The sequence below is a fragment of the Burkholderia sp. PU8-34 genome, assembly GCF_053427725.1.
The window spans coordinates 17,742-44,728 of sequence record NZ_JBSAXC010000025.1 but is presented as its reverse complement, the minus strand read 5'-3'; the positions used below and the strand labels follow the sequence as shown (position 1 = coordinate 44,728).

The window sequence follows — 26,987 nt, the reverse complement described above, 5'->3', positions numbered from 1 at the left end:
TCCGGCCAGTCAGATGATTGAATCGCCCGGAACGCGACTGCGGCGCACGCTCCGGGGGGCGATTCAGCTTGCGCGCGGTTTTGTGCCGCGCGTGTCTCTTGCGTCGCGCTGTGCCGAAGTCGTCGACGATACGACGTGCCCCGTTGGCCCCGCATGCTCGGTGACGACGTTTTGAGCGATGATCTTCTCGATCTCGGCATCGGCCTGCGCGCCGTATTCGGCAAACACGTCCGTGCGATACGACGTATTCATCGCCGCGCCGAGCTGCGGGCCCGTGTTGTCGCGCGTATCCACATCGACGTCCATCGACAGGCCGATACGCAGCGGATGCGCTTCCAGTTCCTTCTGGTCGAGCTGGATGCGCGCGGGCAGACGCTGAACGATCTTGATCCAGTTGCCCGTCGCGTTCTGCGCCGGCAAGCTCGCGAATGCGCTGCCCGTGCCTGCCGAGAAGCCGACGACGCGGCCGTGGTATTTCACCTTGCCGCCATACACATCAGCCGTCAGCGTGACGGGCTGACCGATGCGCATGTTGCGCAACTGGCTTTCCTTGAAGTTCGCATCGATCCACACGCCGTCGAGCGGCACGATCGCCATCAATGGCGTGCCCGGCGACACACGCTGGCCGACCTGAACCGAACGCTTCGCGACATAACCCGTGACGGGCGCAGGCAGGACGTTGCGCGCGTAGGCAAGATAGGCGTCGCGCACTTTCGACGCGGCGGCTTGCACGTTCGGATGCTGGTCGATCGTCGTGCGGCCGGTCAATGCGCGGTTAGCCTCCGCCTGTTGACGCGCGGCGTCGAGCGCGGCCCGCGCGGCCGCCACCGTGTCGCGCGCGTGGGCGATGTCTTCGGCCGACACGGCGCCCGTATCGGCAACGGCCTGGCGGCGGCGCAGATCGTCCTGAGCGCGCGCCAGATCGGACTGCTTCTGGGCAACGTTCGCGGCATACAGATCGTTGTTCACGTAAAGACTGCTCACCTGCCGCACGGTCTGACCCAGCGTCGCTTCAGCGTTGCCGAGCGCGACTTTCGCATCTGCGTTGTCGAGCGTGACGACGGGATCGCCCGCCTTCACGATCTGCGTATCGTCGGCATTCACGCCGACGACGGTACCCGCCACCTGTGGAGTCAACTGCACGAGATTGCCGCTGACGTACGCGTCGTCAGTGGATTCGTGGTAGCGCGCATACGTCAGGTAGTACGCGCCATACGCGACCGACGACGCAACGATCGCCATGCCGAGCAGCGCCAGCAGTTGCCTGCGCCGCCGCGTAGCGGATTCGCTTGCGACATCGTCTCCTCCCGAAGGCGACGGGTCATGATTCACGCGGGCGGCATCGACCGGCTTTCGAACCGGCGGGTTGATTTCGCTCATTTCAATTCTCCAGGCAGATTCGATGAGTAACCGCTCAGCGCGCGGCGACGGCACGCGTGTCGGACGCCGACACATCGGCACGTGCCGCGGCCCCCGAATCCGCGAACGACGTGTCGACGAAGCCGCCGCCCAGCGCTGACGCCAGCGCAATCTGCCGATCGCGACGATCCATGTGCAGATTTGCGACGCTCTGGTTGGCGGAAAGCGCATTGACGTCGGCGTTCAACACGGTCAGTTGATTCGTGAGACCGGCCTTGTACTGCGCGAGCGCCAGTTCGGCGGCTTTCAGTGCGGCTTGCTGCGCAGTCTGCGCATCGACAAGCTGCGCATCCGTCGAACGCACGCCGGCAATCTGCGTGGCGACTTCGCTCAATGCGGTCACGAGCGCCTGGTTATAGGTCGCGACGGCGTAATCGAAGTCGGCGTAGCGTCCCTTCAGTTGCGCGCGGAGTTCACCCGCGTCGAAGATCGGCAGGTGAATTGCCGGGCCGACCGATGCCGTGCGGCTCGCCGCCGTCAGGAAGCGACCGAAGCCGAACGCATCGAGTCCGATCGCGGCGCTCAGGTTGATGTCGGGATAGAACTCGGCTTTCGCTTCCTTCACGTCGTGCGCGATCGCATCGACGCTCCACCGGGCGGCCACGATGTCGGGGCGCCGGCTCACGAGATCCGCAGGCAGATTGCCGGGCAAACGAACCTCGTCGCCCATGCCGAGCACCGGGCGCGCGATCTGCAAGCCGCGGTCGGGACCGGCGCCAAGCAGCGCGGCGATCTGATAGCGCGTCGCGAGAATCTGACCGTCGAGCAATTTCATCGCGGCGCGGCTCGTCGCGAGATTCGCACGCGCAGTCTCGCGCTCGACCTGCGTATCGAGCCCTGTCGCGATACGGCCCGCAGTGATGCGATCGATCTGCTCGCGCCGATCGATCTCCTGCTCCGCGATGTCATGCAACATGTACAGGCGCGCAAGCTGGTTATAGGTGCGCGCGATCGACGTCGTGAGCGTCAGCCTTACCGATTCCTCGTCAGCGCGGCTCGTCTGAAGCCTGGACACCGACGCCTTCAGCGCCTCGCGCTTCTTGCCCCAGAGGTCGAGCTCATACGAAGCGCTCAGGATGCCCTGGTTCTCGGTCTGCCATGACCCGCCATACGGCGGCGGAACGAGCGCCGTTCCTGAAAATTGCTGACGTGTGAGCGCGTAGCTGGCGTCGACGCGCGGCATCGTTCCCGCATGCGCGGATTCGCTGTAGGCCTGCGCGGCCGCCACGCGCGCACGTGCCTGATCGAGCGTCGGGCTGCTTCTCAGCGCCTCGTCAACCAGTGCGTTCAGTTGGCCGTCGCCGAACTGATCGGCCCAATTGGCGGCAGGCCAGTGGCCTCGCTCGAACGGAAGACTCTGTTGCGTCGCGTACTTCTGCGGATCAGCCATCGCTGCATCGCCATGAATGCCTGCGTAATTCACGCACGCCGACAAACCGGTCGCGACGATCACCGGCAGCCCCGCCTTGAACACGCGTGACATGTGTCGCCCGGCGATTGAAAAAATGTTCATTGCTGATCTCGTCACGTAGTAGGCAAAGAAAACCGTTTGCAGATAATTCGCTATGCAGGCTCGGTCCGGTATTGGCAGCAGCGCAGCGTGACTCGAGCGCTTTTCATCGCGACGACGCGACGTCATGCGTGCGCGACACGCAAGCATCTCGTTCGCAAACGCAAACAATGTTCTGATGCCAATCCATGGATTCCTCAAGCCACGGCGTACCTGCTCACTGCGCCCGACACCTTGTACGCACCATGTACAGAAGTGTTCGCAGTTGTTCGTCAGAAGCTGGTATCGGTCTTCACCAAGGCGCGACATGGCCCGCTCGACAACCGTCATCCCGGTATAGACGGCATCCGGTTCCGGTTGAACACGGACGCCTTTGTTCGCCGCGAAGCGACGCAGCGAGATGCACTCCACCGGGCACCGCCTGGCGGAACGATGAAAGCCGCCATAGTGAATAACCAGTCCGTTTCCCGCGTAGATTCCGTGGTGCGCATACCCTTCGCGCTCACTGACGAGATGAGCGCCTGCTTCGATGCCGGGTTCCGTTCGAATCGGCGCCACCGAAGTCATCAGCCAATCGATATTCAATGTTTCCATCGCAAGCCTCCGATTTCGTATGTGCGTCGCATTTCGCGTCGCCGATGGGCCGCTTGCACGCGCCAGTCGAAAAGTGGGTCACGGTCTTCGGAATCGACGACAAAGCCGCTCCCGCCCGATGTACATGTTTCGGGAACGGTTGCCGTTGCATTCGCGGCACTTCATTGACGACGGGAAATCACGATTCAGGCCGCGTATGCCGGGCGCTATCGAAATCGACGGCTCGTCTGCAATCCTGATCGGCCGCAGTGCCGTGCCGTAATACTAGGAGCCGGACTCATGCGCAGGTAGACCTGTATCGGAACACTTTCCCGTTACTCATCGGCAACAATCCGCCCCGTCGCCGCATTCATCGAGCGATTGATGCGGCCGGTCGCACGCCGTTCTCACCGAATTGGTGCCGAGTGGGCAACACCATGCATCCCGAGTCGATCTGGCACGGCGACTCGTCTTTGCCTAGCATGCAAGAGCGTTTGGCCCATCTGTCGGATGGAGGTCACGGGGATCGCCTTGCAGGCAAGACTTGCGACATCGCGCCGATTCGCTTCGAACAACACCGCGCCGCCTCGATTCGCAAGGTTCGAGAGCGCTCGCGTTGACCAATACAAGCAACAGGGAGGGATATGGAGAACGAGAGGTTGCAACCTCCGCCGCTGACATTGCTCGACAAATACCGAGGGCGGGAATTCGCCGCGCTCTACACGACCACCGTCACGGTCTCTGGAGGCGAATCCGGGCACGGCCGTGCATCGGGCGTCGCGAGATCCGACGACGGTTGTCTCCTCCTTGATCTGCGCTTGCCCACACAGCTCGGCGGCCCGGGTGGCGCAACCAATCCCGAACAGCTCTTTGCCGCCGGCTACGCAGCGTGCTTTCACGGCGCGCTGAGCCTGCTCGCGCAACGCGGGCAGATCGACATCCGAGAGACGACCGTGGTCGTCGAAGTATCGTTCGGTCGCGATCCGGTAGATGGCGGATATGCGCTGATTGCCAACGTCACCATCCGCATGCCGGGCGTGGACCGGCATGTCGCGGAAGGTCTTGTCCGCGACACGGAACGCCTGTGTCCCTATTCGAAGATGGCGCGACAGGGAATCTTCAGTGTCGTCGCGCTGTCGGCCTGAATGAACGTCAACGAGGCGCAGTCGACTGATACACCTGACGGGTGATTGGTGTCGAAGCGGCAACAGAATGCGCACGTTCCCGGCACTACTGACCCGCGACGCTCGCGATTACGATGGTTGTCAGGCAGGTCCTGCGGTGAATCGTTATACCCGGGGCCAATAGTGCCGCTTCCACACATCAGGAGAACGGATCATGACACAACGTATCAACTACTTTCAGCAATCGCCCGAACTGACGAAGAAGCTCGTCGAACTGGACGGGTTGTTTCAAAAGACGACGATCGAGGCGCCGGTCCGCGAACTCGTCGAGATTCGGGCATCGCAGCTCAACGGCTGCGCGTTCTGCGTCGACATGCACATCAAGATGGCGAAAATCCACGGCGAGCGCGAACTGCGCCTGCATCACGTCGCGATCTGGCGCGAGTCGACCCTGTTTTCGCCGCGCGAGCGTGCCGCGCTGGAATGGACCGACGCACTGACCCACCTTCCCCCGCATGGCGTGCCGGACGACCTCTACGAACGCGTGCGCGCGCACTATTCCGAGAAGGAGCTGTCGGATCTCACCTTCCTTGTGGGTGCAATCAATAGCTGGAATCGGCTGAACGTCGCATTCCGCATCGTGCCCGGCTCGTTCGACAAGATGTTCGGGCTCGACAAGGCCAACCTGGAGTGACGACTTGAAACGCATCATGCTTGTTCTTGCGCCGCTGGTATCGTCGCTGCTGATGGTCGTTCAGCCGGCCGCCGCCGCACCGCAAGCCAAGGTCACGCCGTTGACCACCGAGCCATTGCCCGAGTATCCGGGCAAGGAAGTCCAGATGATCGTCGTGGATTATCCGCCCGGCAGTGTCGATCCCGTTCATCGTCACGATGCGCACGCCTTTGTCTACGTGCTCGACGGCAGTATCGTGATGGGCCTGAACGGTGGCAAGGAGGTCACGCTCCACGCTGGTGACACGTTCCACGAAGGCCCGGAAGACGTGCATACGGTTGGGCGAAATGCCAGCAGCACAAAGCCGGCAAAGTTCGTCGTGTTCCTGATCAAGAACAAGGGCGCGCCGGTCCTCACGCCGGTGAAGTAGGACAACCGTTGTCGAGGCCCGGCAACGCCGGGCCGCTTCGCCGGTTTCGACCACCACGCCCCATCGAACACGTGCATTGCTCTCGTTGCATGCGATCGGTGTAGCGATCGCGGTGACCGCGCTGGCACGATCAGGGCGAGCGAAGCCAGCGCGCTGGCTTCGTTCACAATATCAACGGTCCGAACGTTACGCCGCAAGCTTCAGCGCTTGCGAAAAATCCGCGATCAGATCGTCGATATCCTCGATGCCGGCCGACAGCCGCAGCATGCCGTCGGAGATGCCCATCGCCTTGCGCGTTTCCGGGCCAGCTTCGAAAAAGATCGTCGGCGCAACGGGAATGATCAGCGTGCGCGTGTCACCAAGACCGGTCGCCTTGATCGGCAGCTCAAGCGCGTTGACGACTTCGATCATGCGCTCCGCGTCAAGCAATTCGAACGACAGCAGCCACGACGCGCCCTTGAACAGCGCTTGTGCGATCGCGTATTGCGGATGGCTCTTCAGGCCAGGATAGAACACCTTGCCGACGGCTTTGTGCCCCTCCAGAAACTGCGCGAGTGCGAGCGCGTTGTCGCTGCTTTGCTTCACGCGCAACGCGAGTGTTTCCGCGCCCACCGCGATGGAATGCGCCTGCTCGGACGACAATGCCGCGCCCATGTCGCGCAGGCCCTTCTTGCGGATCTGCAAAAGCCCCTGCTCCTTCGCCGTCGAACGCCGATAGTCATCGGCGATGTTCGGATACGCGCTCCAGTCGAACAGGCCCGTATCGGTCACCGCTCCGCCGAGCGCAGCACCATGGCCCGCGATCGTCTTCGTCAGCGAGTTGATGACGAGATTCGCGCCGACCGCCTTCGGCTTGAACAAGGCGGGCGAGGTAATCGTATTATCGACGACATACACGATGCCACGCTCGCGGCACACGTCGCCGATACCCTGCAAGTCGGGGATCTGTGTGCCCGGATTTGCGATGGTTTCGACGAACACCATGCGCGTATTCGGTCGGATCGCGTTCTTCACGTTCTCGGCGACGGATGCATCGACGGTCGTGACTTCGATGCCGAGCATCCGCAATGTGCCGAACAAGCTGTTGGTGTTGCCGAACACGTAACGGCTCGATACGAGGTGATCACCCGCGCGCAAAAGCGTGAGAAACGTCGCCGTGATCGCGGCCATGCCGGTACTGAAACAGACCGTGCCGACACCTTCTTCCAGGCTCGTGATCTTGCGCTCGAGCGCTGCGGTCGTGGGGGTGCCCTGCCGCGCGTAATTGAAGCCGCCCTTCTTCGTGCCCTGGAACACGCCGATCAGATCTTCGACGCGTTCGAAACCATATTGCACGGACGTATGAATCGGCTGATGCACGCCACCGTGCTCAGTGCCCGCGATTCTGTCGCCGTGAACAATGCCCGTGGTGAAGCCTTGCTTGTCCATTCCTTCTCCGCTTCCTAAGTCGATTACTGCCGTCCGATTATCCCCGGCAATCCATGGGCCCGCGAACTGCTCAGCGCCGCGACGCCGCCCACGCCATCCAGCCATTCTCCACGACTGATCGCATAGCCGCTCACTCCCGGCCAACGAATTCTGCGTCATGCGCGGATTCTAGCGACTTGGGTCTGGCGCATCCTCGACCTTCACCGATGACGCTTCGGAAAGCACGGTGAGCATTGCATCGCTTCCCTTTAGCTTGCCGACTGTCGCAGTTTGACTGAGCGCTGCCCGATTGCCCGCTCGTCAACCTGCCGACACCTCCTGCTCGCCGAGCCATTCGAGCAGCCTCTGCGTGACGAACGCCGGATTCTCCAGATTGGAGATGTGGCCCGCGTCGGGCACGAACACGTGCCGGCAGCCGATCACACCGGCCATCTTCACGGTTTCGGCCGGCGGGCGCGCGACGTCGTTAGCGCCGCACATCAGCAGGGTCCGCGCGCCGTCCAGCGCGGCGAGCGTCGACAGCGTGTCCGGCCGGCCGAAGATGATCCGGCCGAGCGGCACGATCGATTGCCTCAGCCGGTCAGCCGAAAGATTCGCCAGCGCATCGCGGAACGCGGCCGGCGCGGCGCCCGTCAGGTCTGCACCGGGCCGGAAGAACAGCGGCACGATTGCATCGAGCAGCGGCGGCGCGATCCTGCCTGCGGCCTCGATCGCGTCGAGCATCTGGAAATAGCGCGTGCGCGTCACATCGGGCTCGGCCTCGAGCGACGTATCCATCAGGACGAGTGCGCGCACGCGCTCGGGCTCGCGCAACGCGAGTTGCGCTCCCCACATGCCGCCGACGCTCAGTCCGACGATCGCGCATTGCTCGATCCCGAGCGCGTCGAGCAGTGCGCTCGCGTGAGCCGCCAGATCGCCCAGCGTCTGCGTCCCGTCGGGAAGCGCGCCCGACAGCCCGTGTCCCCACAAGTCCGGCACGATGACCCGATATGTGCGGGACAGCGCCTCGATCTGCGGCGCCCACATCGCGGCATCCCACAAATAGCTGTGTGCGAGCAGTACCGGGAATCCGGTGCCGTGCTCCTGGTAATGCAGTGTGCTGCCTTGAATAACGCGTGTGTGCATTTCAACTCTGAGTTTGAAAAAAAAACGGTTTCCTTCGTGAATCCGGCCATCCGATCGTAGCCACGCACTGCGATGCCAGACGTCATCCCTTGGCACATCCCGGCACCGGGGCTGGCAGAGTTCGAGCCGGTGTTGCCGAGCGCGACACGTATCGCGTCGATCGATGCATGCTGCCCCAGTGCGATAGGCGCGTCATGGGCGCGCTGCACGTCCAGGCGCATGAGCCGGAATTTTCCAACTGAAACCGGGAGTCATATCAGCCTCAAGCGCATGCGTAGCCTGGCTCCGATCAGACATCCAGGAGGGCTGATCGAAGACCCAGCGACACTGGGGGTCATACGGCCCAATACCAATTTTATCTCCGACCCCTATAAAGGTTCGCGAGATTCAATTATGTCAAGTTTCGGTTGCTAGTTTGTACGGGTTGGCACGGTATCTGTGTCCGCATTCTGCAGAACTTTATTCCCAAGCCCCTCGGCAGAAATCGCGGGTCGCGCGCGGGGCACGCCGGAAGCCGTTCGGTGCCCGTCCCGAGATCTAACGGCGCGTCGCATAAGCGGCAGCACGCGGTCCCATTGCCCGCCGTCCGGACCAATGTCGTCACGCAGTCCGTCTACGAAGCGAGGCGGCCACAAACTTTTGTCGTGTCCTCCTTTGGAACTGGGTGGACGATTGCCGCGGTTCGCCCCGGTCTGTCAAGATGGGCATCAGCCCAACTGATGTGCCTGTGGCGAAAACACACACCGTCTTTTTTGCCCCGAATACTTCGCAAACGATTGCTTATACTCTGTCCACCTCTTTGTCCGAGGCACATCGCATGTGGCAGGAATCGCTTCAATTTCTACAACGACTCAGCTGGAATGCTCCACTGAGTCTGGCGCTGGCATCAGGGACAGTCGGCTCAGTCATAACGCTCGCGTGGATCTCAGCAAGGGATGCCAGGGAGCGCAAGCGTCAGCGACGCGAAACTGCGTTGGAACTCGCATTGTCGCTGGAAAGTTACGCTCGAACCTGTCGGACGGTGATGCATAAGGCCGCTTGGGCGGCAGCACTGCCGCTCGGCCCGATGAGCTGTGAAGCCAGCAAGGGTGTATCCATCCCCGCCTTTGCCTATCCGGACAAGCTGCGCTGGCATGTTCTGAGCCGCAGGGTGATTTCCGAACTGCGCGAGTACCCCGCCACAGTGCACTCGGCCCGAGAGTATGTGGAGGCATTTCGGGAATTCGGTGAAGCAATAGACCTTTGCGATCAGGTTGAATACGAGTGTGCCAAGGCTGCGAGTTACGCATTAGCACTGGCTCGGGCCACGCGCCGCCGGCACGGAGCAGCGACGTGGAAACCGGGTGCCAAAGATTCAGCTATGGAGCGCGAATTGTCCGAGTTCATCAAGAGCGCCGAAGAAAAGCGCAAAGCGTCGCTGGAGCGACGAACGGAGTCCACTGTGGGGCGGCGAGCTGACGCACAGCCGTTCAAGCAACCGTTAAGCGCCTGAAACCTGGATGGGACAAGGGAATACCAAACTGTCACGCGTCTCGCGCCCCTCGCCTCGCGCACAATTAACGCTGCTGTAATGGCGGCTTCTGAGCGCGACTTCTGCCTGATGCGCGTGTTTCTCCACAGCGGTGGTTCGACCAGAGCCTTCGACGGTGATTTGTCCGCTCGGAGGCGCTCCGTCAGCTTCTCGTCGGGACGGGGAAGTCCTTGCAAACACTATCGACTGCGGATTCAACCGGTCGCTCCGGCTGGCCGCCGCGCAGCAGGGCGCGGCGGTCGCCGTAGCTAGTCACCCGACGAGTCTGGTGAATACGTGTCCGTGTCGTGAGCGAGCTTGACGTGCGAGACGAGCCACGCGGCCGGAGCGAACCACACCGCGGCGACGGATGCGACCGTGTATTGCCCATACGCTCTGAGGTTGACCCGTTTCCGTGAACGGTTAAAACAGACAATCGCGCACCGGTACACCCGGCGAGATCCGCCTCTATGACGAGGACCGGTCATTCACCGGCTGTGCCCCTGAAGGCTCACCTGACCTGAAGTTTCGGCTTACCATGGTTGGCACAGGTGCAGGCTCCGGTAACCTTGACGGTGTCCGCACGGCCGCTCGTCGGCTCCACTGCGCGCACCGCGCAGCGTGACGATCGAGCGGGAAGCAAGGAGCCTCCGCGATGAGGACGCAAAGTGTGAGCCGGGGACGGCGCAATTTTCTTCGCAGGTCGGGTGTAGTGCCGTCCACGTTGCTGCTGTTGGCCCTCGGTAATGCCAACCATGGCCGGGCCGGCACGGTTTCTGCTACGCCCGCGTGCACCGACGATCACGAACCAACGCCGCGGCAGACGGCAGGCCCGTTCTTCCTGCCACACTCGCCGCAACGGGCATCGCTGCTCGAACCCGGGATCAATGGAACGAAGATCGTGCTGACCGGGCGGGTGCTGTCGACACGATGCACAGCGGTGTCCGGGGCTTTGCTCGATTTCTGGCACGCCAATGACGCCGGGGAGTATGACGTCGAGGGGTTCCGGCTGCGCGGCCACCAATTCGCCGACAGCGAGGGACGCTACCGCCTCGAGACCATCGTGCCGGGTCTATATCCGGGACGCACGCGACACTTCCACGTGACGGTGCAGCCGCCGAACGGACCGATCCTCACCACTCAACTGTACTTCCCCGGGGAGCCGCGCAACGCTCGCGATTTCCTGTTCGATCGCCGGCTGCTGATGGCGATCGACGATCACGGCGAGCAAAAGGCGGCCCGGTTCGATTTCGTGCTCGCGCTTACGTAGTGCAATTCTTCCTGCCGGCGGCGGCGCTGCCGTAGTGGGTGCCCGGAGTCGCGTCGAGCGATCGCGCTACGGCCCCGACTCGCTAACGTCGGCCACGTGGACCGGAAGCGCGGGGCGGACGGCGAGTCAAGTCGCAATCAGCGGTTGGCGATGTACATCGTGATTTCGAAGCCGAGGCGCAGATCGGTGTAACACGGGGTCGTCCACTGCATGGTGTGTCACCTTGGTTGAAAAGTGAGTCGGAAGCGTGCTGCCCTTGCCCATGCCCGACCCCGAATGCCCGCGTATATGCTCAGGATGTCGAAATGTTCGCCACCCGATTCCGGGATGGTCCGTGCGCGCTGTCTCCTGCCTTGGCAGGCCGATCATGCCGTCGGTTCAGCTAATACCAGGCTTCGGCCTCTGTCGGCTCTTATCTTTACGTGACAGGATTTTGATTTCCGGTGACACACTACATTGAGCCGTTGCGCGCGTCCTGGGCTACAAAGCGCATCGTGCGATGCGTTGCAGGCGAATGACGCGCGGGCTCAGGTCGCTCGACAGCGGACCTGCTATCCGCGTCGAGCGTTTCCCCACGTTCAGACCTTCAGGGCCCCGAAGATCTCGCTCAACATCGACTTCGCGTCGCCGAACAACATGCGGTTGTTGTCCTTGTAGAAGAGCGGGTTGTCCACGCCGGCGTAGCCCGAGGCCATGCTGCGCTTCATCACGATCGACGTCTTCGCCTTCCAGACTTCCAGCACCGGCATGCCGGCGATCGGGCTCGCCGGATCGTCCTGCGCCGCCGGGTTCACGATGTCGTTCGCGCCGATCACCATCGACACGTCGGCCTCGGGGAAGTCGCCGTTGATCTCGTCCATTTCGAGCACGATGTCGTACGGCACCTTCGCTTCGGCCAGCAGCACGTTCATGTGGCCCGGCATGCGGCCCGCGACCGGGTGAATTGCGAAACGCACGTCAACGCCCTTTTCGCGCAGCAGCTTGGTCAGTTCGAACACCGTGTGCTGGGCTTGGGCCACAGCCATCCCGTAGCCCGGCACGATGATCACGCGCTTCGCTTCGCGCAGCAGCTCGGCCGTTTCCGCGGCGCTCACCGCGACCGCCTCGCCGGCCGGCTGCGCGCCACCGCTGGCTGCCGCCGGTGCGCCCGCGCCGCTGCCGAAGCCGCCCGCGATCACGCTGATGAAGTTGCGGTTCATCGCGCGGCACATGATGTACGACAGGATCGCACCCGACGAGCCCACCAGCGCGCCGATCACGATCAGCAGGTCGTTGCCGAGCATGAAGCCGGTGGCCGCCGCCGCCCAGCCCGAGTAGCTGTTCAGCATCGACACCACGACTGGCATGTCCGCGCCGCCGATCGCCATCACCATGTGCACGCCGAACAGCAGCGAGATCACCGTCATCACGACGAGCGGCAGCATGCCGTCCTGGATGGTTTCCGCATGCAGGAACGCGCGGCCGTAGTAGATCACGATCAGCAGCGCGGCCAGGTTCAGCCAGTGCCGCGCCGGCAGCAGCAGCGGCTTGCCGCCGATCTTGCCCGACAGCTTGCCGAACGCGATCACCGAGCCCGCGAAGGTCACCGCGCCGATCAGGATGCCGACGTAGATCTCCACTTCATGGATGGCCTTCTCGGCCCCGGTGAACTGCACCGATGTATCGATGTAGCTGGCGAAGCCCACCAGGCACGCCGCGAGGCCGACCAGGCTGTGCATCAGCGCGACCAGTTCGGGCATCTGCGTCATCTGCACCTTCTTCGCAGCGAACAGGCCGACCGCACCGCCGACGACCAGCGCAGCGATGACGTACGGAATGCCCGCAGCCGACACGCGCGGACCGAGCACGGTTGCCAGCACGGCAATGAGCATGCCGATCATGCCGAGCAGGTTGCCGCGGCGCGCGGTTTCGGGATTGGCCAGCCCGCCGAGGCTGAGGATGAAGAGGATGGCCGCGCCGATGTAGGAGACGGTAGTCAGGTTGGAAGTCATTGTTGTCGTCCCCTTATTTGCGGAACATCGCCAGCATGCGTCGCGTCACCGCGAAGCCGCCGAACATGTTGACGGCCGTGAGCGCCAGCGCGCCCACTGCCAGGCCAAGGATCAGCCCCGACGGCCGGTCGCCCGCGCCTGCGGCCAGTTCGCCCAGCGGCGGCGCGACCTGCACCAGCGCACCGATCGCGATGATCGACGAGATCGCGTTGGTCACGCTCATCAGCGGCGTGTGCAGCGACGGCGTGACGTTCCAGATCACCATGTAGCCGACGAAGCAGGCCAGCACGAACACCGTGAAGTGCGACAGGAACGTGGCCGGCGCAAACTGGCCGACCAGCAGGAAAGCCAGCGCGCCGATCGCGAACACGATGGCCAGCGCCTTGGCCGACATCGGCTCGCCGCTGTGGCCATGCCCCTTGGACTTGGCCGCGGCTGCCGCTACGGGCGCGGCCGCTTGCGGCTTCGGCGCGACGGCCGGCTGCTTGATCGGCGGCGGCGGCCAGGTGACGCTGCCCTCCTTGATGACCGTGAGGCCGCGGATGGCGTCGTCGTCGAAGTCGACATTGATCGTGCCGTCCTTGGTCTTGCACAGCTCCTCGACCACACGCAGCAAGTTGCTCGCATACAACGTGGACGACTGCCGCGCGAGGCGCGACGCGAGATCCGTGTAGCCGACGATGGTCACGCCGTGGCGCACCACCGCCTCGCCGGGCACGGTCAGCTCGCAGTTGCCGCCTTGCTCGGCGGCCATGTCCACGATCACGCTGCCCGGCTTCATCGACTGCACCATCTCGGCCGTGATGAGCTTCGGCGCCGGCTTGCCGGGAATCAGCGCGGTGGTGATGATGATGTCCGCGTCCTTGGCCTGCTGCGCGTACATCGCGCGCTGTGCCTGCTGGAAGCCCTCGCTCATGACCTTCGCGTAGCCGCCGCCGCCCGAGCCTTCTTCCTCGTAGTCGACCTTGACGAACTCACCGCCCAGCGACTTGACCTGGTCGGCCACCTCGGCGCGCGTATCGTTGGCGCGCACGATCGCGCCGAGATTGGCCGCGGTGCCGATGGCAGCCAGACCCGCCACGCCGGCCCCGGCGATGAACACCTTGGCCGGCGGCACCTTGCCGGCGGCGGTCACCTGGCCGTTCAGGAAGCGGCCGAACGCATGCGCGGCCTCGATCACCGCGCGGTAGCCGCTGATACCGGCCATCGACGTGAGCGCGTCCATCTTCTGCGCGCGCGACAGCGTGCGCGGCAGCGAATCGATCGCCAGCACCGTGGCCTGCTTCCCGGCCAGCTGCTGCATCAGCTCGGGGTTCTGCGCCGGCCAGACAAAGCCGATCAGCATGCCGCCCTCGCGCATCAGCGCCACTTCGTCGCTGCTCGGGGGGCGCACCTTGAAAACGATATCACTGCGAGTCCACAGTTCGGTGGCCGAAGCGACCACTTCGGCACCGACCGCGCGATAGTCGTCATCGCCAAAGTTCGCACCTGCGCCGGCGCCGCTTTGCACCGCCACCGCGAACCCCAGCTTGATCAGTTTCTCGACCACTTCGGGCACGGTCGCTACGCGCCGCTCCCCAATGGCTGTCTCCAGAGGAATTCCAATCAGTAGTGTCATATTGAGAATCGTTTGTATTGGCCGTCGCAAGGATCTCGGGCCGGTTCGTCACGTTACCAGATGCATGCGTGTGTTTTGTGGCATGAGCTTGCGCTAGAGTTAAACGCCAATTGACAGACCGCCGCACACGAACTTCGCTTGTCCCGTGACGAAGCTCGCCTCGGGCGAAGTGAAGAACGCTATTGCATAAGCCACCTCTTACGCAGTGCCATTGCGCTTCATCGGCGTGCGAGCGATACCGGCAGCAGCGCGGCGCGAATCGCCGCGATCGTATCTCGGTAGTCGATATCCGAAGGTGTCCGCACGATTACGTTCGACACGGCACCACGACGTTGTTGGCTGCGCTGAACGTGCTCAACGGCGTCGTGCTCGCTGCGTGCAAGCTGCAACATCGGCATCAGGAATTCCTGTCGTTTCTGCGCGAAACCGACAGGCCGCCCCGGCCGAGTTCGACGTGCACTGCATCGTCGACGACGACGGCACTCACCAGCATCCGAAGGTCAAAGAATGGCTCGCAGCCCGCCCGAAGCGGGATCACTCGTGAAAGGCGAACAGCGGTGTGTGATCCATCCAGTCGTAGCGGGCGCTGCCTCGCGCCCACGCCCAGTTCGGCTCATTACACCGCATACCGTTTGCCCGATGCCTCGTTGCCGATCGGTCGATGTCTGCGGCCCCCTCCCGCACGGCACGATCCTCTCCGTCCCGATGCACTTCGTCTTGTTTGCAGTCGTCAGTCATTGCAGCACTCCATAGGTGAAAAGAGCGGAATTGAATGATTCGTAGCAAAAAGTAGGCCATCAGCAATTTACTGGCGCATCTCTTTGTTTTGATTGGACAATTTCACCTTGTGGAAATGCATTTCATTGCAGAAATGGAACATGGATTTCAATCCTGAATTTCGGATGCCAAATCTACGGCACCGACAAAACCTGCACGCACATCGGACTGAGCGCACAAAAATCCGCACGTGTTGGCGAAAGCGGGTCGCAGTTGATGAGGAGACCAAATACAACCGAGTTCAACCCTTTGCCATACGCCTGCTACGGCATGCCCCGTGCCGGTGGTTTTACATCGATATGAAAACAAAACCTGGCGCGACGCCCACGGGCGGCATCGAGAGGTCGCCATCCGGCTGCATCGCGCCCGACGTTACGCGCCGCACGTGATCGGCATCTCGGCCACATCGCCCAGCGTGTGCAGGTGTCTCGCGGGCTCGAGCTTGGCGATTGCCGCCCGGTGCACTTCGTCCGGGCCGTCGGCGAAACGCAGTGTGCGCTGGTGCGCGTATGCGGCCGCCAGCGAAAAGTCGCCGGACACGCCACCGCCGCCATGCGCCTGGCTGGCCCAGTCGATGATCTGGCACGCGACGTTCGGCGCCACCACCTTGATCATCGCAATCTCGGCCTTTGCGACCTTGTTACCGACCGTGTCCATCATGTAGGCGGCCTTCAGCGTCAGCAGCCGCGCCTGCTCGATCATGCAGCGAGCTTCCGCGATGCGTTCATGCCAGACGCTGTGCTGCGCGATCGGATTCCAGCGTACTCGCCGCAACACCCGGACAATCATCACAATTCATTTAACTTTCCGTGAGGACTTCGGTACCGGCCCGTCCCTACGATGTGCGCATGTTTTCAGGACCCGCACCGAGGAGCCCATCATGCACACCCGCAGACGCTTTCTGTTTGCCGGCGCTACCGGCCTCGCGGCGCTCGCCGCGCTGACCTCCGCCGGCCGGCGCGCGATGTTCCGCAGCGCGGTGGCCGCCCCGCCCGCAGGCGGCTTCGAAGTCGTCCACAGCAACGCCGAATGGCACCGGATGCTGACGCCCGCGCAGTACGAGATCCTGCGTGAAGCCGGCACCGAGCCGCCGTACAGCAGTCCGCTCAACGACGAGCACCGGCACGGCACGTTCGCGTGCGCGGGCTGCCAGCTCCCGCTGTTCTCGTCGACGACGAAGTTCGACAGCCACACCGGCTGGCCGAGCTTCTGGGCGCCGCTCGACCACGCGGTCGCGACGAAGACCGACCTGTCGTTCGGGATGATCCGCACCGAGGTGCTGTGCCGCCGCTGCGGCGGCCATCTCGGCCATGTGTTCGACGACGGGCCCAAGCCGACCGGCCTGCGCTACTGCATGAACGGGCTCGCGCTCGCCTTCCATCCGACTGCCGCCTGATCCGGCCCCGAAACGACTGGAGATCGCCTCATGTTGCTCATCGTCCTCGCCTACCTCGGCGGCGTGCTCACAATCCTGAGCCCGTGCATCCTGCCCGTGCTGCCGTTCGTCTTCGCGCGCGCCGACCAGCCGTTCGTGCGTACCGGCCTGCCGCTCCTCGCCGGCATGGCGCTCACGTTCGCCGTCGTCGCGACGCTCGCCGCCGTCGGCGGCGGCTGGGCCGCGCAGGCCAACCAGGCCGGCCGCTGGGCCGCACTCGCGCTGCTCGCGGTGTTCGGGCTGACGCTGCTGATGCCGCGCGTCGCGGAACACCTGACCCGCCCGCTCGTCGCCACCGGCAACCGGCTTACCGGTCTCGCGCAGCGCGACGGCCGCCCGGCCGGCCCCGGCTCGTCGCTGCTGCTCGGCATCGCGACCGGCCTGCTGTGGGCGCCGTGCGCCGGGCCGATCCTCGGGCTCGTGCTGACCGGCGCCGCGCTGCACGGGGCGAACGTCGGCACGACGCTGCTGCTCGTCGCATACGCGGCGGGCGCGGCGACGTCGCTCGGCGTCGCGCTCGTGATCGGCGGCAAGGTGTTCGCCGCGATGAAGCGCTCGCTCGGCGCGGGCGAATGGATCCGGCGCGGGATCGGCGCCGCGCTGCTGGCCGGGGTCGGCGCGATCGCGTTCGGGCTCGATACGGGCGCCCTCGCGCAGTTGTCGACGGTCACCACGGGCGGCCTCGAGGCGAAGCTCGTCGACCGCCTCGGCGGCCGTGCGCCCGGCGCGCAGCCGGCGATGGCCGCAGTGAACGCGGTGAACGTAGCGAACACGACCGGCAGTGCCCCGACCGACGGCGTGATGACCGCAGCGGGCGCGCCCACGCAACCGGACGGTGGCGCCACGGCAGGCGGCGCGATGATGCGCGCGGCCGACACGTCGCCGCAAACCGCGATGCAGCCGGTGCGCGTCGCCGCGGCCGCATCGCTGCCGGTCGAAGGCACGCTGCCCGCGCTCGACGGCGCCGTGCAGTGGCTGAATTCGCCGCCGCTCACCGCGGCCGGCCTGCGCGGCAAGGTCGTGCTCGTCGATTTCTGGACCTACTCGTGCATCAACTGCCTGCGCACGCTGCCGTACCTCCAGTCGTGGGCGCACAAGTACGCGCCGTACGGGCTCGTCGTGATCGGCGTGCACGCGCCTGAATTCGCATTCGAGCGGGATCTCGGCAACGTCCGCAAGGCCGTGCACGATCTCGGCATCAGCTACCCGGTCGCGATCGACAACAACTACGCGATCTGGCGCGCGTTCGGCAACGAATACTGGCCCGCGCACTACTTCGTCGACGCGCAAGGCCGGATTCGCCGCCATCACTTCGGCGAAGGCGAATATGTGGAATCGGAGCGCGCGATCCAGGCACTGCTCGCGGAAGCGGGCCATCCGGACGCGCTCAACGTGCCCGTCGGACTCGCGGGCGCGAGCGCGCACGGCGCGATGGCTGCAGCCGACAACGCGGACGTCAAGTCGCCCGAGACCTACGTCGGCTATGCTCGTGCGGAAGATTTCGCGTCGCCCGGCGGCGTCGCTCGCAATGCCGCGCACCGCTACGACGCGCCGGCGCACCCCGGCCTCAACGACTGGGGGCTCGCCGGCAGCTGGAACGTCGGTGCGGAAGACGCGACGCTCGCCGCGCCCGCCGGCCGGATCGTCTACCGCTTTCATGCGCGCGACCTGCACCTCGTGCTCGGGCCCGACGCGAGCGGCAAGCCGATCCGCTTCCGGATCGCGCTCGACGGCGCGGCGCCCGGCGACGCGCACGGCACCGACGTCGACGCGCAAGGCTACGGCACCGTGACGGGACAGCGCCTGTATCAGCTCGTCCGCCAGCGCGGCCCGGTTGCAGACCGCACGTTCTCGATCGAGTTTCTCGACCCCGGCGTGCACGCGTATTCGTTCACGTTCGGCTGAGCGAATGCGGAGCCTCGACCAATACCCGGTTTCGCATCGTCCGGTTCGACACAGGAGCACATCGTGAACACCACACCATCGCAACGGCCCGCATCCCGGCGCGGGTCACCTCTCCGGCATCGCCTCGGCGTTCTCGCATTGGCCGCCGCAGCCGCGTTCGGCTACCAGCGCATCGCCAGCCCGGCCGAGTCGGCCGCAATCATGCCCGCGCCCGCGCTCGACGAATCGCCTGCTGCATCGCACGACGAAACCGCCGTCCTCGCGGGCGGCTGTTTCTGGGGTGTGCAGGGCGTGTTCGAGCACGTGAAGGGCGTGAAGCAGGTCACCGCCGGCTACGCGGGCGGCGTGGCGGCCACCGCGCACTACACGCTCGTCGGCACCGGGATGACGGGGCATGCGGAATCGGTCAGCATCGTCTACGATCCCGCGCAGATCACCTACGGCCGGCTGCTGCAGATCTTCTTCTCGGTCGTGCACGACCCGACCGAGCTGAACCGCCAGGGGCCCGACGACGGCACGCAGTACCGGTCGGCGATCTTCCCGACCAACGCGCAGCAGCGCACGGTCGCGACCGCCTACATCGCGCAGCTCGGCCGCGCACACGTGTTTCCCGCGCCGATCGTCACGCGCGTCGAGACGTTCGGCGGGTTCTATCCGGCCGAGACCTATCACCAGAACTACCTCGAGCTGCACCCGGACGCGCCGTACATCGCGTACAACGATCTGCCGAAGGTCGCCGGGTTGAAGCGGCTGTTCCCGTCGATCTACCGGCCCGACGCGGTGCTCTGGCGGCAGGCGCACCTGTAGCGGCCGGAGCCGCGCTCGACGGGCCGGCAGCCGGCTGCCCGCTGCGGGAGCGGCCAGCCGGTTCGCTGCGGCACGGAAAACCGGCACGCGCACGACGATGCGTATCGCGCACGGCGCCGCGCCCCACGGCGCGCGCGTGCGCCGTGCCGCATTGCAGCGGATGCCGCGAACGAGCTGGCGCGGCATTGATCGGGATCAAGCCGCGACGTATCTGCGCATCCCGACGTTCCCGGATCCGGCGAACCGTTTCGTCCGACTTCGCGTAGACTGGATCAGATTCACCGCCCGCTTTCGGCGGCGGTCGATTCTCCCGTCATGGAAGGAGGCGTCGCGCATGCGTGCAGTGCCCTTGCCGGACAACCGCGCTATCGAACCACCCGCCAGCGCGCCCGTGCGCGACCTGCGCCGGGTGCCCATCCATCCCGACCACTGGTATCCGCTCGCGTGGTCGCACGAGCTCAAGCGCGGCAAGACGCTCGGCGCGCGCTTTGCCGGCGATCCGATCGTGCTCGTGCGTACCGAGTCCGGTGCGGTCTTCGCCCTCGAAGACCGCTGCGCGCACCGCCAGGTGCCGCTGCATGCGGGCGTCGTGACCGGCGAGTCGATCCGCTGCTGCTATCACGGCTGGACTTACGACTGCAGCGGCCGCTGCGTCGACGTGCCCTATCTCGGGCGCGAGCGCCTGCCGAACGGCGTGCGCAGCTATCCGTGCCGCGAAGCGCACGGGCTGATCTTCGTATTTCCCGGCGATGCGGCGCTCGCCGATCAGCGTCCGGTTCCCGCACTGGCGTCCGCGGACGACCGCGCGTACAAGACGCGCCGTCTCGGCCGCGAGGTCAAGTGCCACTACTCGTTCATGCACGAGAACCTGATGGACATGAACCACCAGTTCCTGCACCGGCGGCAGATGGGACAGATGCGCGCGCGCTCCGTCGGCCGCCGGCGCGGCGACGACTGGGTCGAAGTGGATTACACGTTCGCGCGGATGGAAGGCAAGCAACCCGTCGCCGAAGCGCTCGTGTTCGGCGCGAGCAAGAAGCCCGGCAGCCAGGCCAACAAGAGCGTGATGACGGTGCGCACCGGCTATCCGTACCAGACGCTGCAGATCCTCTCGAGCGAAGGCACGCTGGTGATGGATCTGTGGATCGTCTACGTGCCGCTCGATGCGGCGCAGCGCACCAACCGCACGTTCGGCCTGCTGTCGATCCGCAAGCCCGGCGTGCCGTTCGCGCTCGATCTCGCATGGCCGCTGCTGGTCTGGTTCACCGAGCGCATCTTCAAGGAAGACCGCTGGATCGTCGAGCGCGAACAGGAGGCGCACGACCGGCAGGGTGCCGACTGGAATCACGAGGTGTTTCCGGTGATCAACGAATTGCGCGACCTGCTGCGCAACTGCGGCGGCCGCACGGTGATCCCACTTCACGCCCCGAATCACGTCCCGCCTCGCGACGCAGACGAGCGCGCGTGACACCGTCATCCGACGGCGGCGCTACCGACGAAACACGCCGCGCAGCAACGCTTGCGCGGTCGTGACGTCGACGCCCCCTTTCAGGTTGCTCAGGTTGACCTTGATATCGCGCGCGCCCGAAACGTCAGACGCAAACGGGCACGCGCGCTACACCTTCGCTTCACCCGTTGCGCTCGACCGGGTGCGGTTCCCTGAGCCGGTTCGCGACCCGCGCCGCCTCGTAATAGGCGGCATTCGGCGGCCGCTTCAGGTACCGTCCCGCGCCGCGCACCGCCCGCAGGTCGCCGTCGGCCCACGCGAGCGCGCCGCGCGTGAGCGTATGCGTTGCGACGCCCAGCACCGTCATCCCCTCGAACACGTTGAAATCGACCTTCTGATGGTGCGTGTTCACCGAGATCGTCTTCGTCGCGGCCGGATCCCACACCACCAGATCGGCGTCGGCCCCGACCTGCACCGCGCCCTTGCGCGAATACAGGTTGAAGATCTGCGCGGCATTCGTCGACGTGATCCGCACGAACTCGTTCGGCGTAATGCGGCCTTGATTGACGCCGTGATGCCACAGCACCGACATCCGGTCCTCGACGCCGCCGCAGCCATTCGGGATCTTCGTGAAATCGTCGCGGCCCATCGCCTTCTGCGACGCGCAGAATACGCAGTGATCGGTCGCTGTCGTATGCAGCTGCCCGGATTGCAGCCCGCGCCACAGCGCCTCGCGATGCTCGGCCGCGCGGAACGGCGGGCTCATCACGTGCGCGGCCGCGCGGGTCCAGTCGGGATCGCGATACACGGCCTCGTCGATCACCAGATGCCCCGGCAGCACTTCGCCGAACACGCGCAGGCCTTCGATGCGCGCACGCGCGATCGCGTCCACCGCGTCCTTTGACGATACGTGCACGATATAGACCGGCGCGCCGAGCACTTGCGCGATGCGGATCGCGCGATTCGCGGCCTCGCCTTCGACCTCGGGCGGACGCGACAGCGGATGCGCCTCCGGCCCCGTCATCCCGCGCGCGAGCAGCGCCTGCTGCAGGCGGAACACGAGTTCGCCGTTTTCCGCATGCACGGTCGGCAGCGCGCCGAGTTCGAGCGAGCGCGAGAAGCTGTTCACGAGGATCTCGTCGTCGGCCATGATCGCGTTCTTGTACGCCATGAAATGCTTGAAGCTCGACACGCCGTGATCGTGCACGAGCGTGCCCATGTCGCGATGCACGGTCTCGTCCCACCACGTCACCGCGACGTGAAAACCGTAGTCGGCCGCCGCCTTTTCCGCCCAGCCGCGCCACTCGCGAAACGCGTCCATCAGCGGCTGCTTCGGGCTCGGAATCACGAAGTCGATGATGCTCGTCGTGCCGCCCGCGAGCCCGGCCGCGGTGCCCGTGTAGAAATCGTCGCTCGCCGTCGTGCCCATGAACGGCAACTCCATGTGCGTATGCGGATCGATGCCGCCGGGCATCACGTATTGCCCATGCGCGTCGACGATCGTCGCGCCCGCAGGCGCATCGATCGCGTCGGCGATCTGCAGGATCGTGCCGCCGTCCTGCGGGTCGGCGCACAGCACGTCCGCGCGCCAGGTGCGGTCCGCATCGACCACGGTGCCGCCACGAATCAGGATTGCCATCTTGCTGCCTCCTCGTTGACTGTCAGTATTTGAGCCGCGTGCGGTGCCGCTTACGCGCTCGCGACCTGCGCGCCTTGCCCGGCCCGCCATTTCATCCACGCCGCGTACACGGCCGACGCCAGCACGAGGCCGACGAACCACGCATACGTGTAGAGCATGTTGAAGAACGCCGGCACGTTCGGGAACGCTGCGGGAAACGCGGTATGCAGGAAGCCCGGCAGATTGGGCAGCACGCCGACCGCGAGCGCGGCGAGTGCCGCGGGATTCCAGCCGCGCGTGTAGCTGAAGCGGCCGTTCTCGTCGAACAGCGAGCGCGTGTCGAGCTGCGTGCCGCGGATCAGGAAGTAGTCGACCATCAGGATGCCCGCGACCGGCCCGAGCAGCGCCGAGTAGCCGACGAGCCACGTGAAGATGTACCCGTCGGTGGTCGCGAGGATCTTCCACGGCATCATCACGATCGCGATCGTCGCGGTAATCAGGCCGCCCGTGCGATACGAGATCCGTTTCGGCCACAGGCTCGAGAAGTCGTACGCGGGGCCGACGAGATTCGCGGCGAGGTTGCAGCACATCGTGTCGAGCGTGAGGATCACGAGCGCGACGCCCACACCGATGCCGGTCATCCGGCTCGTCAGGTCGATCGGATCCCAGATCGCCTTGCCGTAGATCACGACGGTCGCCGACGTGACGACCACCGACACGACCGACAGCAGCGCCATCGGCACCGGCAGCCCGACCGATTGCCCGATCATCTGGTCGCGCTGCGAATGCGCGAAGCGCGTGAAATCGGGGATGTTGAGCGCGAGCGTCGCCCAGAAGCCGACCATCGCGGTCAGGCCCGGCCAGAACGTCGCCCAGAACAGCCCTTCCTTCTTGCCGCCCGCCGCGAACTGCGACGGCGCCGACAGCATCGAGCCGAATCCGCCCGCCTTCGACGTCGCCCACCAGACGAGCGCGACGCACATCACGACCTTGATCGGCGCCGACCAGCTTTCGAGCCAGCGGATCGAATCGGTGCCGTGCAGGATGAAGTAGAGCTGCAGCGCCCAGAACACGAGAAAGCACGCGAGCTGCCCGGCCGAGATCCCGACCAGCGGCAGCGCGGCGCCATGCAGCGCGTTGCCCGTCATGATGTTGAGCAGCGTGTAGATCGCACTGCCGCCGAGCCAGGTCTGGATCCCGTACCAGCCGCACGCGACGATCGCACGCAGCAGCGCCGGCAGCTTCGCGCCCTGCGTGCCGAACGACGAACGTACGAGCACCGCGTACGGGATGCCGTGCTTCGCGCCCGCATGACCGATCAGCAGCATCGGCACGAGCACGATCAGGTTGCCGAGCAGCACGGTCAGCACCGCCTGCCACGGCGACATGCCTTCTTCGGTCAGGCCGGCCGCGAGCATGTACGACGCGATGTTCATCACCATCCCGACCCACAGCGCCGCGAAGTGATACCACTTCCACGTGCGCTGCGTGGCCGTGGTCGGCGCGAGGTCGTCGTTATACAGACTGCCGCCATGCGCGGCTGCGCCATGAGGATCGGCGGGGGTCGCTGTCAGCTTCATCGAAAGCACTCCACGGTATCTTCCGCGCCCGTGCCTGCGTCAACGCGCGCCGGATTGTTCGGATGCGTGGTCCAGTTCGCATAGCCGCCCGAGTCGACGCGCTCCATCGTGATGCATTGCTCGACCGGACATACATGCATGCATAAATTGCACCCGACGCATTCGGCGTCGATCACCTCGAAGTGGCGCACGCCGTCCTTCTCGCACGTGATTGCCTGGTGCGACGTGTCCTCGCATGCGATGTGGCACAGCCCGCACTGGATGCAGCGATCCTGGTCGATGCGCGCCTTGATGTCGTAGTTCAGGTTCAGGTACTTCCAGTCGGTCACGTTCGGCACCGCGCGGCCGCGCACGTCGTCGAGCGTTGCATAGCCTTTCTCGTCCATCCAGTTGGACAGCCCGTCGGCGAGATCCGACAAGATCCGGAAGCCGTAATGCATCGCCGCCGTGCACACCTGCACGCTGCCCGCGCCGAGCACGATGAATTCGGCCGCATCGCGCCAGGTCGAAATGCCGCCGATGCCGGAGATCGGCAGGTTCGGTGTCTCCGGGTCGCGCGCGATTTCCGCGACCATGTTCAGCGCGATCGGCTTGACCGCCGGGCCGCAGTAGCCGCCGTGCGTGCCCTTGCCGTCAACCGTCGGGATCGGCGCCATCTGGTCGAGATCGACCGCGACGATCGAGTTGATCGTGTTGATCAGCGACACGCCGTCGGCGCCACCTTTGTACGCGGCGCGCGAGCCCATCCGGATATCGCTGATGTTCGGCGTCAGCTTCACGAGACATGGCAGCTTAGTGCCTTCCTTCACCCAGCGCGTGACCATCTCGACATACTCGGGCACCTGCCCGACCGCCGCGCCCATCCCGCGCTCGCTCATCCCGTGCGGGCACCCGAAATTGAGTTCGACCGCATCGGCGCCCGTATCCTCGACGAGCGGCAGGATCCATTTCCAGTCGCGTTCGTTGCACGGCACCATCAACGAGACGATCAGCGCACGGTCCGGCCAGTCGCGCTTCACCTGCGCGATCTCGCGCAGATTGACGTCGAGCGGTCGGTCGGTGATCAGCTCGATGTTGTTCAGTCCTGCGATACGTTGCCCGTTCCACTGGACGGCGCCATAGCGCGAGCTGACGTTGACGACGTGCGGATCGAGCCCGAGCGTCTTCCACACGACGCCGCCCCAGCCCGCTTCGAACGCGCGGTTCACGTTGTATGCTTTGTCGGTCGGCGGCGCGGACGCGAGCCAGAAGGGGTTCGGCGAAGTGATGCCCGCGATGGTGCAGCGAAGGTCGGCCATGTTCGGCTCCGTGAGGGTGGGGTCGTTGTCGCTATCGTGATCGGTGATCGGTGACGCGTGCGATGGGCGTGCTCGGCGCCGGGTCAGGCCGCCCGAACGTCGCGCCGTGCGAGCGCGGCATCGATCGACGCGGCGGCGACCTTGCCGTCCTGGACCGCCTGGACCGTCAGATCGACACCGTTCGTCGCCGCGCAATCGCCGCCCGCCCAGACGTCCGGCAACGTGGTCCGCCCGTTCGCGTCGACCGCGATCCGGCTGCCGTCGAGTGTCAGCAGCTCGCGCGCGACGCCGACCGGCACGAGCGTCTGGCCGATTGCCTTCAGCACCATGTCAGCGTCGACCGTGAACCGCTCGCCGGAAGCAGCCTCGAATTCCACGCCCGTCACCTGCCCATCGTCGCCGATCAGACGCACCGGCTTCGCATGCGTGACGAGCGTGACGCCGTTCTTCTGCGCGAACTCGTGTTCCGCCCAGGTCGCGCTCATCGATTCGACGCCGCGCCGATACACCATCGTGACGCGCTCGGCGCCGAGCTTGCGGCTCTGCACGGCCGCATCGACCGCCGTGTTGCCGCCGCCGATCACGACGACGCGGCGCCCGACCGGCACGTTCTCGAGCGCATCGGCCTGCCGCACCTGTTCGATGAAGTCGACCGCATTCATCACGCCGGCAAGGTCGTCGCCTTCGATCGCGAGCGCGCGAACTCCGCCGAGGCCGATCGCAAGAAACACCGCGTCGTGCTGCTGGCGCAGCGCGTCGAGCGTCACGTCGTGCCCGAGTGCGACGCCCGTCTTCAGCTCGATGCCGCCGACCGACAGCAGCCAGTCGACCTCGCGCTGCGCGAAGTCGTCGACGGTCTTGTACGCGGCAATGCCGTATTCATTGAGCCCGCCCGCCTTCGCACGTGCGTCGAACAGCGTCACGCGATGGCCGGCCAGCGCAAGCCGATGCGCACACGCGAGCCCTGCCGGCCCCGCGCCGACCACCGCCACATGACGCCCCGTGTCCGGCGCCCGCCGAAGCGATACGGCGCCCGATGCCATCGCCCAGTCGGTCGCATGCCGCTGCAGCGCGCCGATCGCGACGGGCTGCGCGTCCTGGTGATTGCGCACGCATGCGCCTTCGCACAGGATCTCGGTCGGGCATACGCGCGCGCACATGCCGCCGAGCGGATTCGCGGACAGGATGTCCGTCGCCGCGCCTTTCAGGTTGCCGTTGCCGATCTTGCGGATGAAGCCGGGAATGTCGATCTGCGTCGGGCACGCCTGCACGCACGGCGCGTCGTAGCAGTAATGGCAGCGGCTCGCCGCGGCCGCTGCGGCAGTCGGATCGAGCAGCGGTGCGATATCCGCGAATTCACACGAGAGTTGCGTGGACGACAGGCGATGCGCGGCGATGTCGCCGGTTTGCTGGGTGGCCATACACGTTCCTTCGTCAAGGTGAGGACAA

The 26,987-nt window shown here is 65.2% G+C and carries 20 protein-coding genes and 2 pseudogenes; 10 read left to right on the top strand and 12 right to left on the bottom strand.

All coding sequences use genetic code 11. The features are described from left to right. Nucleotides 1–63: 63 nt before the first annotated feature. A complete protein-coding gene (locus ACV22Z_RS33410; protein WP_448080522.1) occupies nt 64–1,380 on the bottom strand; it encodes an HlyD family secretion protein in 1,317 nt (438 codons plus the stop codon). Between the two features lie 34 nt (nt 1,381–1,414). Continuing rightward, complete coding sequence (locus ACV22Z_RS33405; protein ID WP_448080521.1) at nt 1,415–3,523, bottom strand: efflux transporter outer membrane subunit; 2,109 nt, start codon at nt 3,521–3,523, stop codon at nt 1,415–1,417. Nucleotides 3,524–4,146: 623 nt separating this feature from the next. Here ACV22Z_RS33405 and ACV22Z_RS33400 point away from each other — a divergent pair. From ACV22Z_RS33400 to ACV22Z_RS33390, 3 genes are all read left to right on the top strand, one after another. Beyond that, the gene (locus ACV22Z_RS33400; RefSeq protein ID WP_448080520.1) at nt 4,147–4,647 is read left to right on the top strand and encodes an Ohr family peroxiredoxin; all 501 of its coding nucleotides are present in this window, start codon (nt 4,147–4,149) and stop codon (nt 4,645–4,647) included. Between the two features lie 193 nt (nt 4,648–4,840). Continuing rightward, nucleotides 4,841–5,320 (top strand): carboxymuconolactone decarboxylase family protein, encoded by a 480-nt coding sequence (locus ACV22Z_RS33395; RefSeq protein WP_448080519.1) that lies wholly within the window; start codon nt 4,841–4,843, stop codon nt 5,318–5,320. A gap of 4 nt (nt 5,321–5,324) precedes the next feature. Next, nucleotides 5,325–5,729: a cupin domain-containing protein gene (locus ACV22Z_RS33390; protein WP_448080518.1), complete on the top strand. Its 405-nt coding sequence runs from the start codon at nt 5,325–5,327 to the stop codon at nt 5,727–5,729. Between the two features lie 186 nt (nt 5,730–5,915). On the opposite strand, the gene ACV22Z_RS33385 is transcribed toward ACV22Z_RS33390, so the two are convergent. Then, on the bottom strand, nt 5,916–7,157 hold the full coding sequence (locus ACV22Z_RS33385) for a cystathionine gamma-synthase family protein (RefSeq protein ID WP_448080517.1): 1,242 nt from the start codon (nt 7,155–7,157) through the stop codon (nt 5,916–5,918). A gap of 300 nt (nt 7,158–7,457) precedes the next feature. After that, nucleotides 7,458–8,282 (bottom strand): alpha/beta fold hydrolase, encoded by an 825-nt coding sequence (locus ACV22Z_RS33380; protein ID WP_448080516.1) that lies wholly within the window; start codon nt 8,280–8,282, stop codon nt 7,458–7,460. 700 nt (nt 8,283–8,982) lie between these two features. On the opposite strand from ACV22Z_RS33380, the gene ACV22Z_RS33375 reads away from it, so the two are divergent. Continuing rightward, nucleotides 8,983–9,774, top strand: a complete 792-nt coding sequence (locus ACV22Z_RS33375) for a hypothetical protein (RefSeq protein WP_448080515.1) — start codon at nt 8,983–8,985, stop codon at nt 9,772–9,774. A 742-nt stretch (nt 9,775–10,516) separates the two neighbouring features. Then, on the top strand, nt 10,517–11,062 hold the full coding sequence (locus ACV22Z_RS33370) for a dioxygenase family protein (RefSeq protein WP_448080514.1): 546 nt from the start codon (nt 10,517–10,519) through the stop codon (nt 11,060–11,062). A 137-nt stretch (nt 11,063–11,199) separates the two neighbouring features. Here ACV22Z_RS33370 and pqqA read toward each other — a convergent pair whose 3' ends face one another. From pqqA to ACV22Z_RS33355, 3 genes are all read right to left on the bottom strand, one after another. After that, nucleotides 11,200–11,274: a pyrroloquinoline quinone precursor peptide PqqA gene (gene pqqA, locus ACV22Z_RS33365; RefSeq protein WP_448080550.1), complete on the bottom strand. Its 75-nt coding sequence runs from the start codon at nt 11,272–11,274 to the stop codon at nt 11,200–11,202. A gap of 366 nt (nt 11,275–11,640) precedes the next feature. Next, nucleotides 11,641–13,053, bottom strand: coding sequence for a Re/Si-specific NAD(P)(+) transhydrogenase subunit beta (gene pntB / locus ACV22Z_RS33360; RefSeq protein WP_448080513.1), 1,413 nt, complete (start codon nt 13,051–13,053; stop codon nt 11,641–11,643). Between the two features lie 13 nt (nt 13,054–13,066). Beyond that, complete coding sequence (locus tag ACV22Z_RS33355) at nt 13,067–14,671, bottom strand: Re/Si-specific NAD(P)(+) transhydrogenase subunit alpha (protein WP_448080512.1); 1,605 nt, start codon at nt 14,669–14,671, stop codon at nt 13,067–13,069. Between the two features lie 302 nt (nt 14,672–14,973). Here ACV22Z_RS33355 and ACV22Z_RS33350 point away from each other — a divergent pair. Next, nucleotides 14,974–15,200, top strand: a pseudogene (locus ACV22Z_RS33350) (IS630 family transposase); the annotation flags it as partial. A 620-nt stretch (nt 15,201–15,820) separates the two neighbouring features. On the opposite strand, the pseudogene ACV22Z_RS33345 reads toward ACV22Z_RS33350, so the two are convergent. Beyond that, nucleotides 15,821–16,207: pseudogene (locus tag ACV22Z_RS33345) on the bottom strand (acyl-CoA dehydrogenase family protein); the annotation flags it as partial. A 121-nt stretch (nt 16,208–16,328) separates the two neighbouring features. Here ACV22Z_RS33345 and msrB point away from each other — a divergent pair. The 4 genes from msrB (at nt 16,329) to ACV22Z_RS33325 (ending at nt 21,063) form a co-directional block, all read left to right on the top strand. After that, entirely contained in the window at nt 16,329–16,844 is a 516-nt protein-coding gene (gene msrB / locus ACV22Z_RS33340; RefSeq protein WP_448080511.1) for a peptide-methionine (R)-S-oxide reductase MsrB, read from the top strand. A gap of 30 nt (nt 16,845–16,874) precedes the next feature. Continuing rightward, nucleotides 16,875–18,788 (top strand): cytochrome c biogenesis protein DipZ, encoded by a 1,914-nt coding sequence (locus ACV22Z_RS33335; protein WP_448080510.1) that lies wholly within the window; start codon nt 16,875–16,877, stop codon nt 18,786–18,788. Nucleotides 18,789–18,851: 63 nt separating this feature from the next. After that, nucleotides 18,852–19,595: a peptide-methionine (S)-S-oxide reductase MsrA gene (msrA, locus tag ACV22Z_RS33330; RefSeq protein ID WP_448080509.1), complete on the top strand. Its 744-nt coding sequence runs from the start codon at nt 18,852–18,854 to the stop codon at nt 19,593–19,595. A 334-nt stretch (nt 19,596–19,929) separates the two neighbouring features. After that, nucleotides 19,930–21,063 carry a Rieske 2Fe-2S domain-containing protein gene (locus ACV22Z_RS33325; RefSeq protein ID WP_448080508.1) on the top strand — a complete coding sequence of 378 codons (1,134 nt, stop codon included), beginning with the start codon at nt 19,930–19,932 and terminating at the stop codon, nt 21,061–21,063. Between the two features lie 160 nt (nt 21,064–21,223). Here the strand turns inward: ACV22Z_RS33325 and hydA are convergent, their stop codons facing one another. The 4 genes from hydA to ACV22Z_RS33305 all read right to left on the bottom strand — a co-directional run bounded on the left by hydA (nt 21,224) and on the right by ACV22Z_RS33305 (nt 26,959). Further along, nucleotides 21,224–22,681 carry a dihydropyrimidinase gene (hydA, locus tag ACV22Z_RS33320; RefSeq protein WP_448080507.1) on the bottom strand — a complete coding sequence of 486 codons (1,458 nt, stop codon included), beginning with the start codon at nt 22,679–22,681 and terminating at the stop codon, nt 21,224–21,226. A gap of 50 nt (nt 22,682–22,731) precedes the next feature. Next, nucleotides 22,732–24,240 (bottom strand): NCS1 family nucleobase:cation symporter-1, encoded by a 1,509-nt coding sequence (locus ACV22Z_RS33315; RefSeq protein WP_448080506.1) that lies wholly within the window; start codon nt 24,238–24,240, stop codon nt 22,732–22,734. Continuing rightward, nucleotides 24,237–25,538, bottom strand: a complete 1,302-nt coding sequence (gene preA / locus ACV22Z_RS33310) for an NAD-dependent dihydropyrimidine dehydrogenase subunit PreA (RefSeq protein ID WP_448080505.1) — start codon at nt 25,536–25,538, stop codon at nt 24,237–24,239. Before preA ends, ACV22Z_RS33315 begins: the two co-directional genes overlap by 4 nt. A gap of 83 nt (nt 25,539–25,621) precedes the next feature. Next, nucleotides 25,622–26,959 carry an NAD(P)-dependent oxidoreductase gene (locus ACV22Z_RS33305; RefSeq protein WP_448080504.1) on the bottom strand — a complete coding sequence of 446 codons (1,338 nt, stop codon included), beginning with the start codon at nt 26,957–26,959 and terminating at the stop codon, nt 25,622–25,624. Nucleotides 26,960–26,987: the final 28 nt, after the last annotated feature.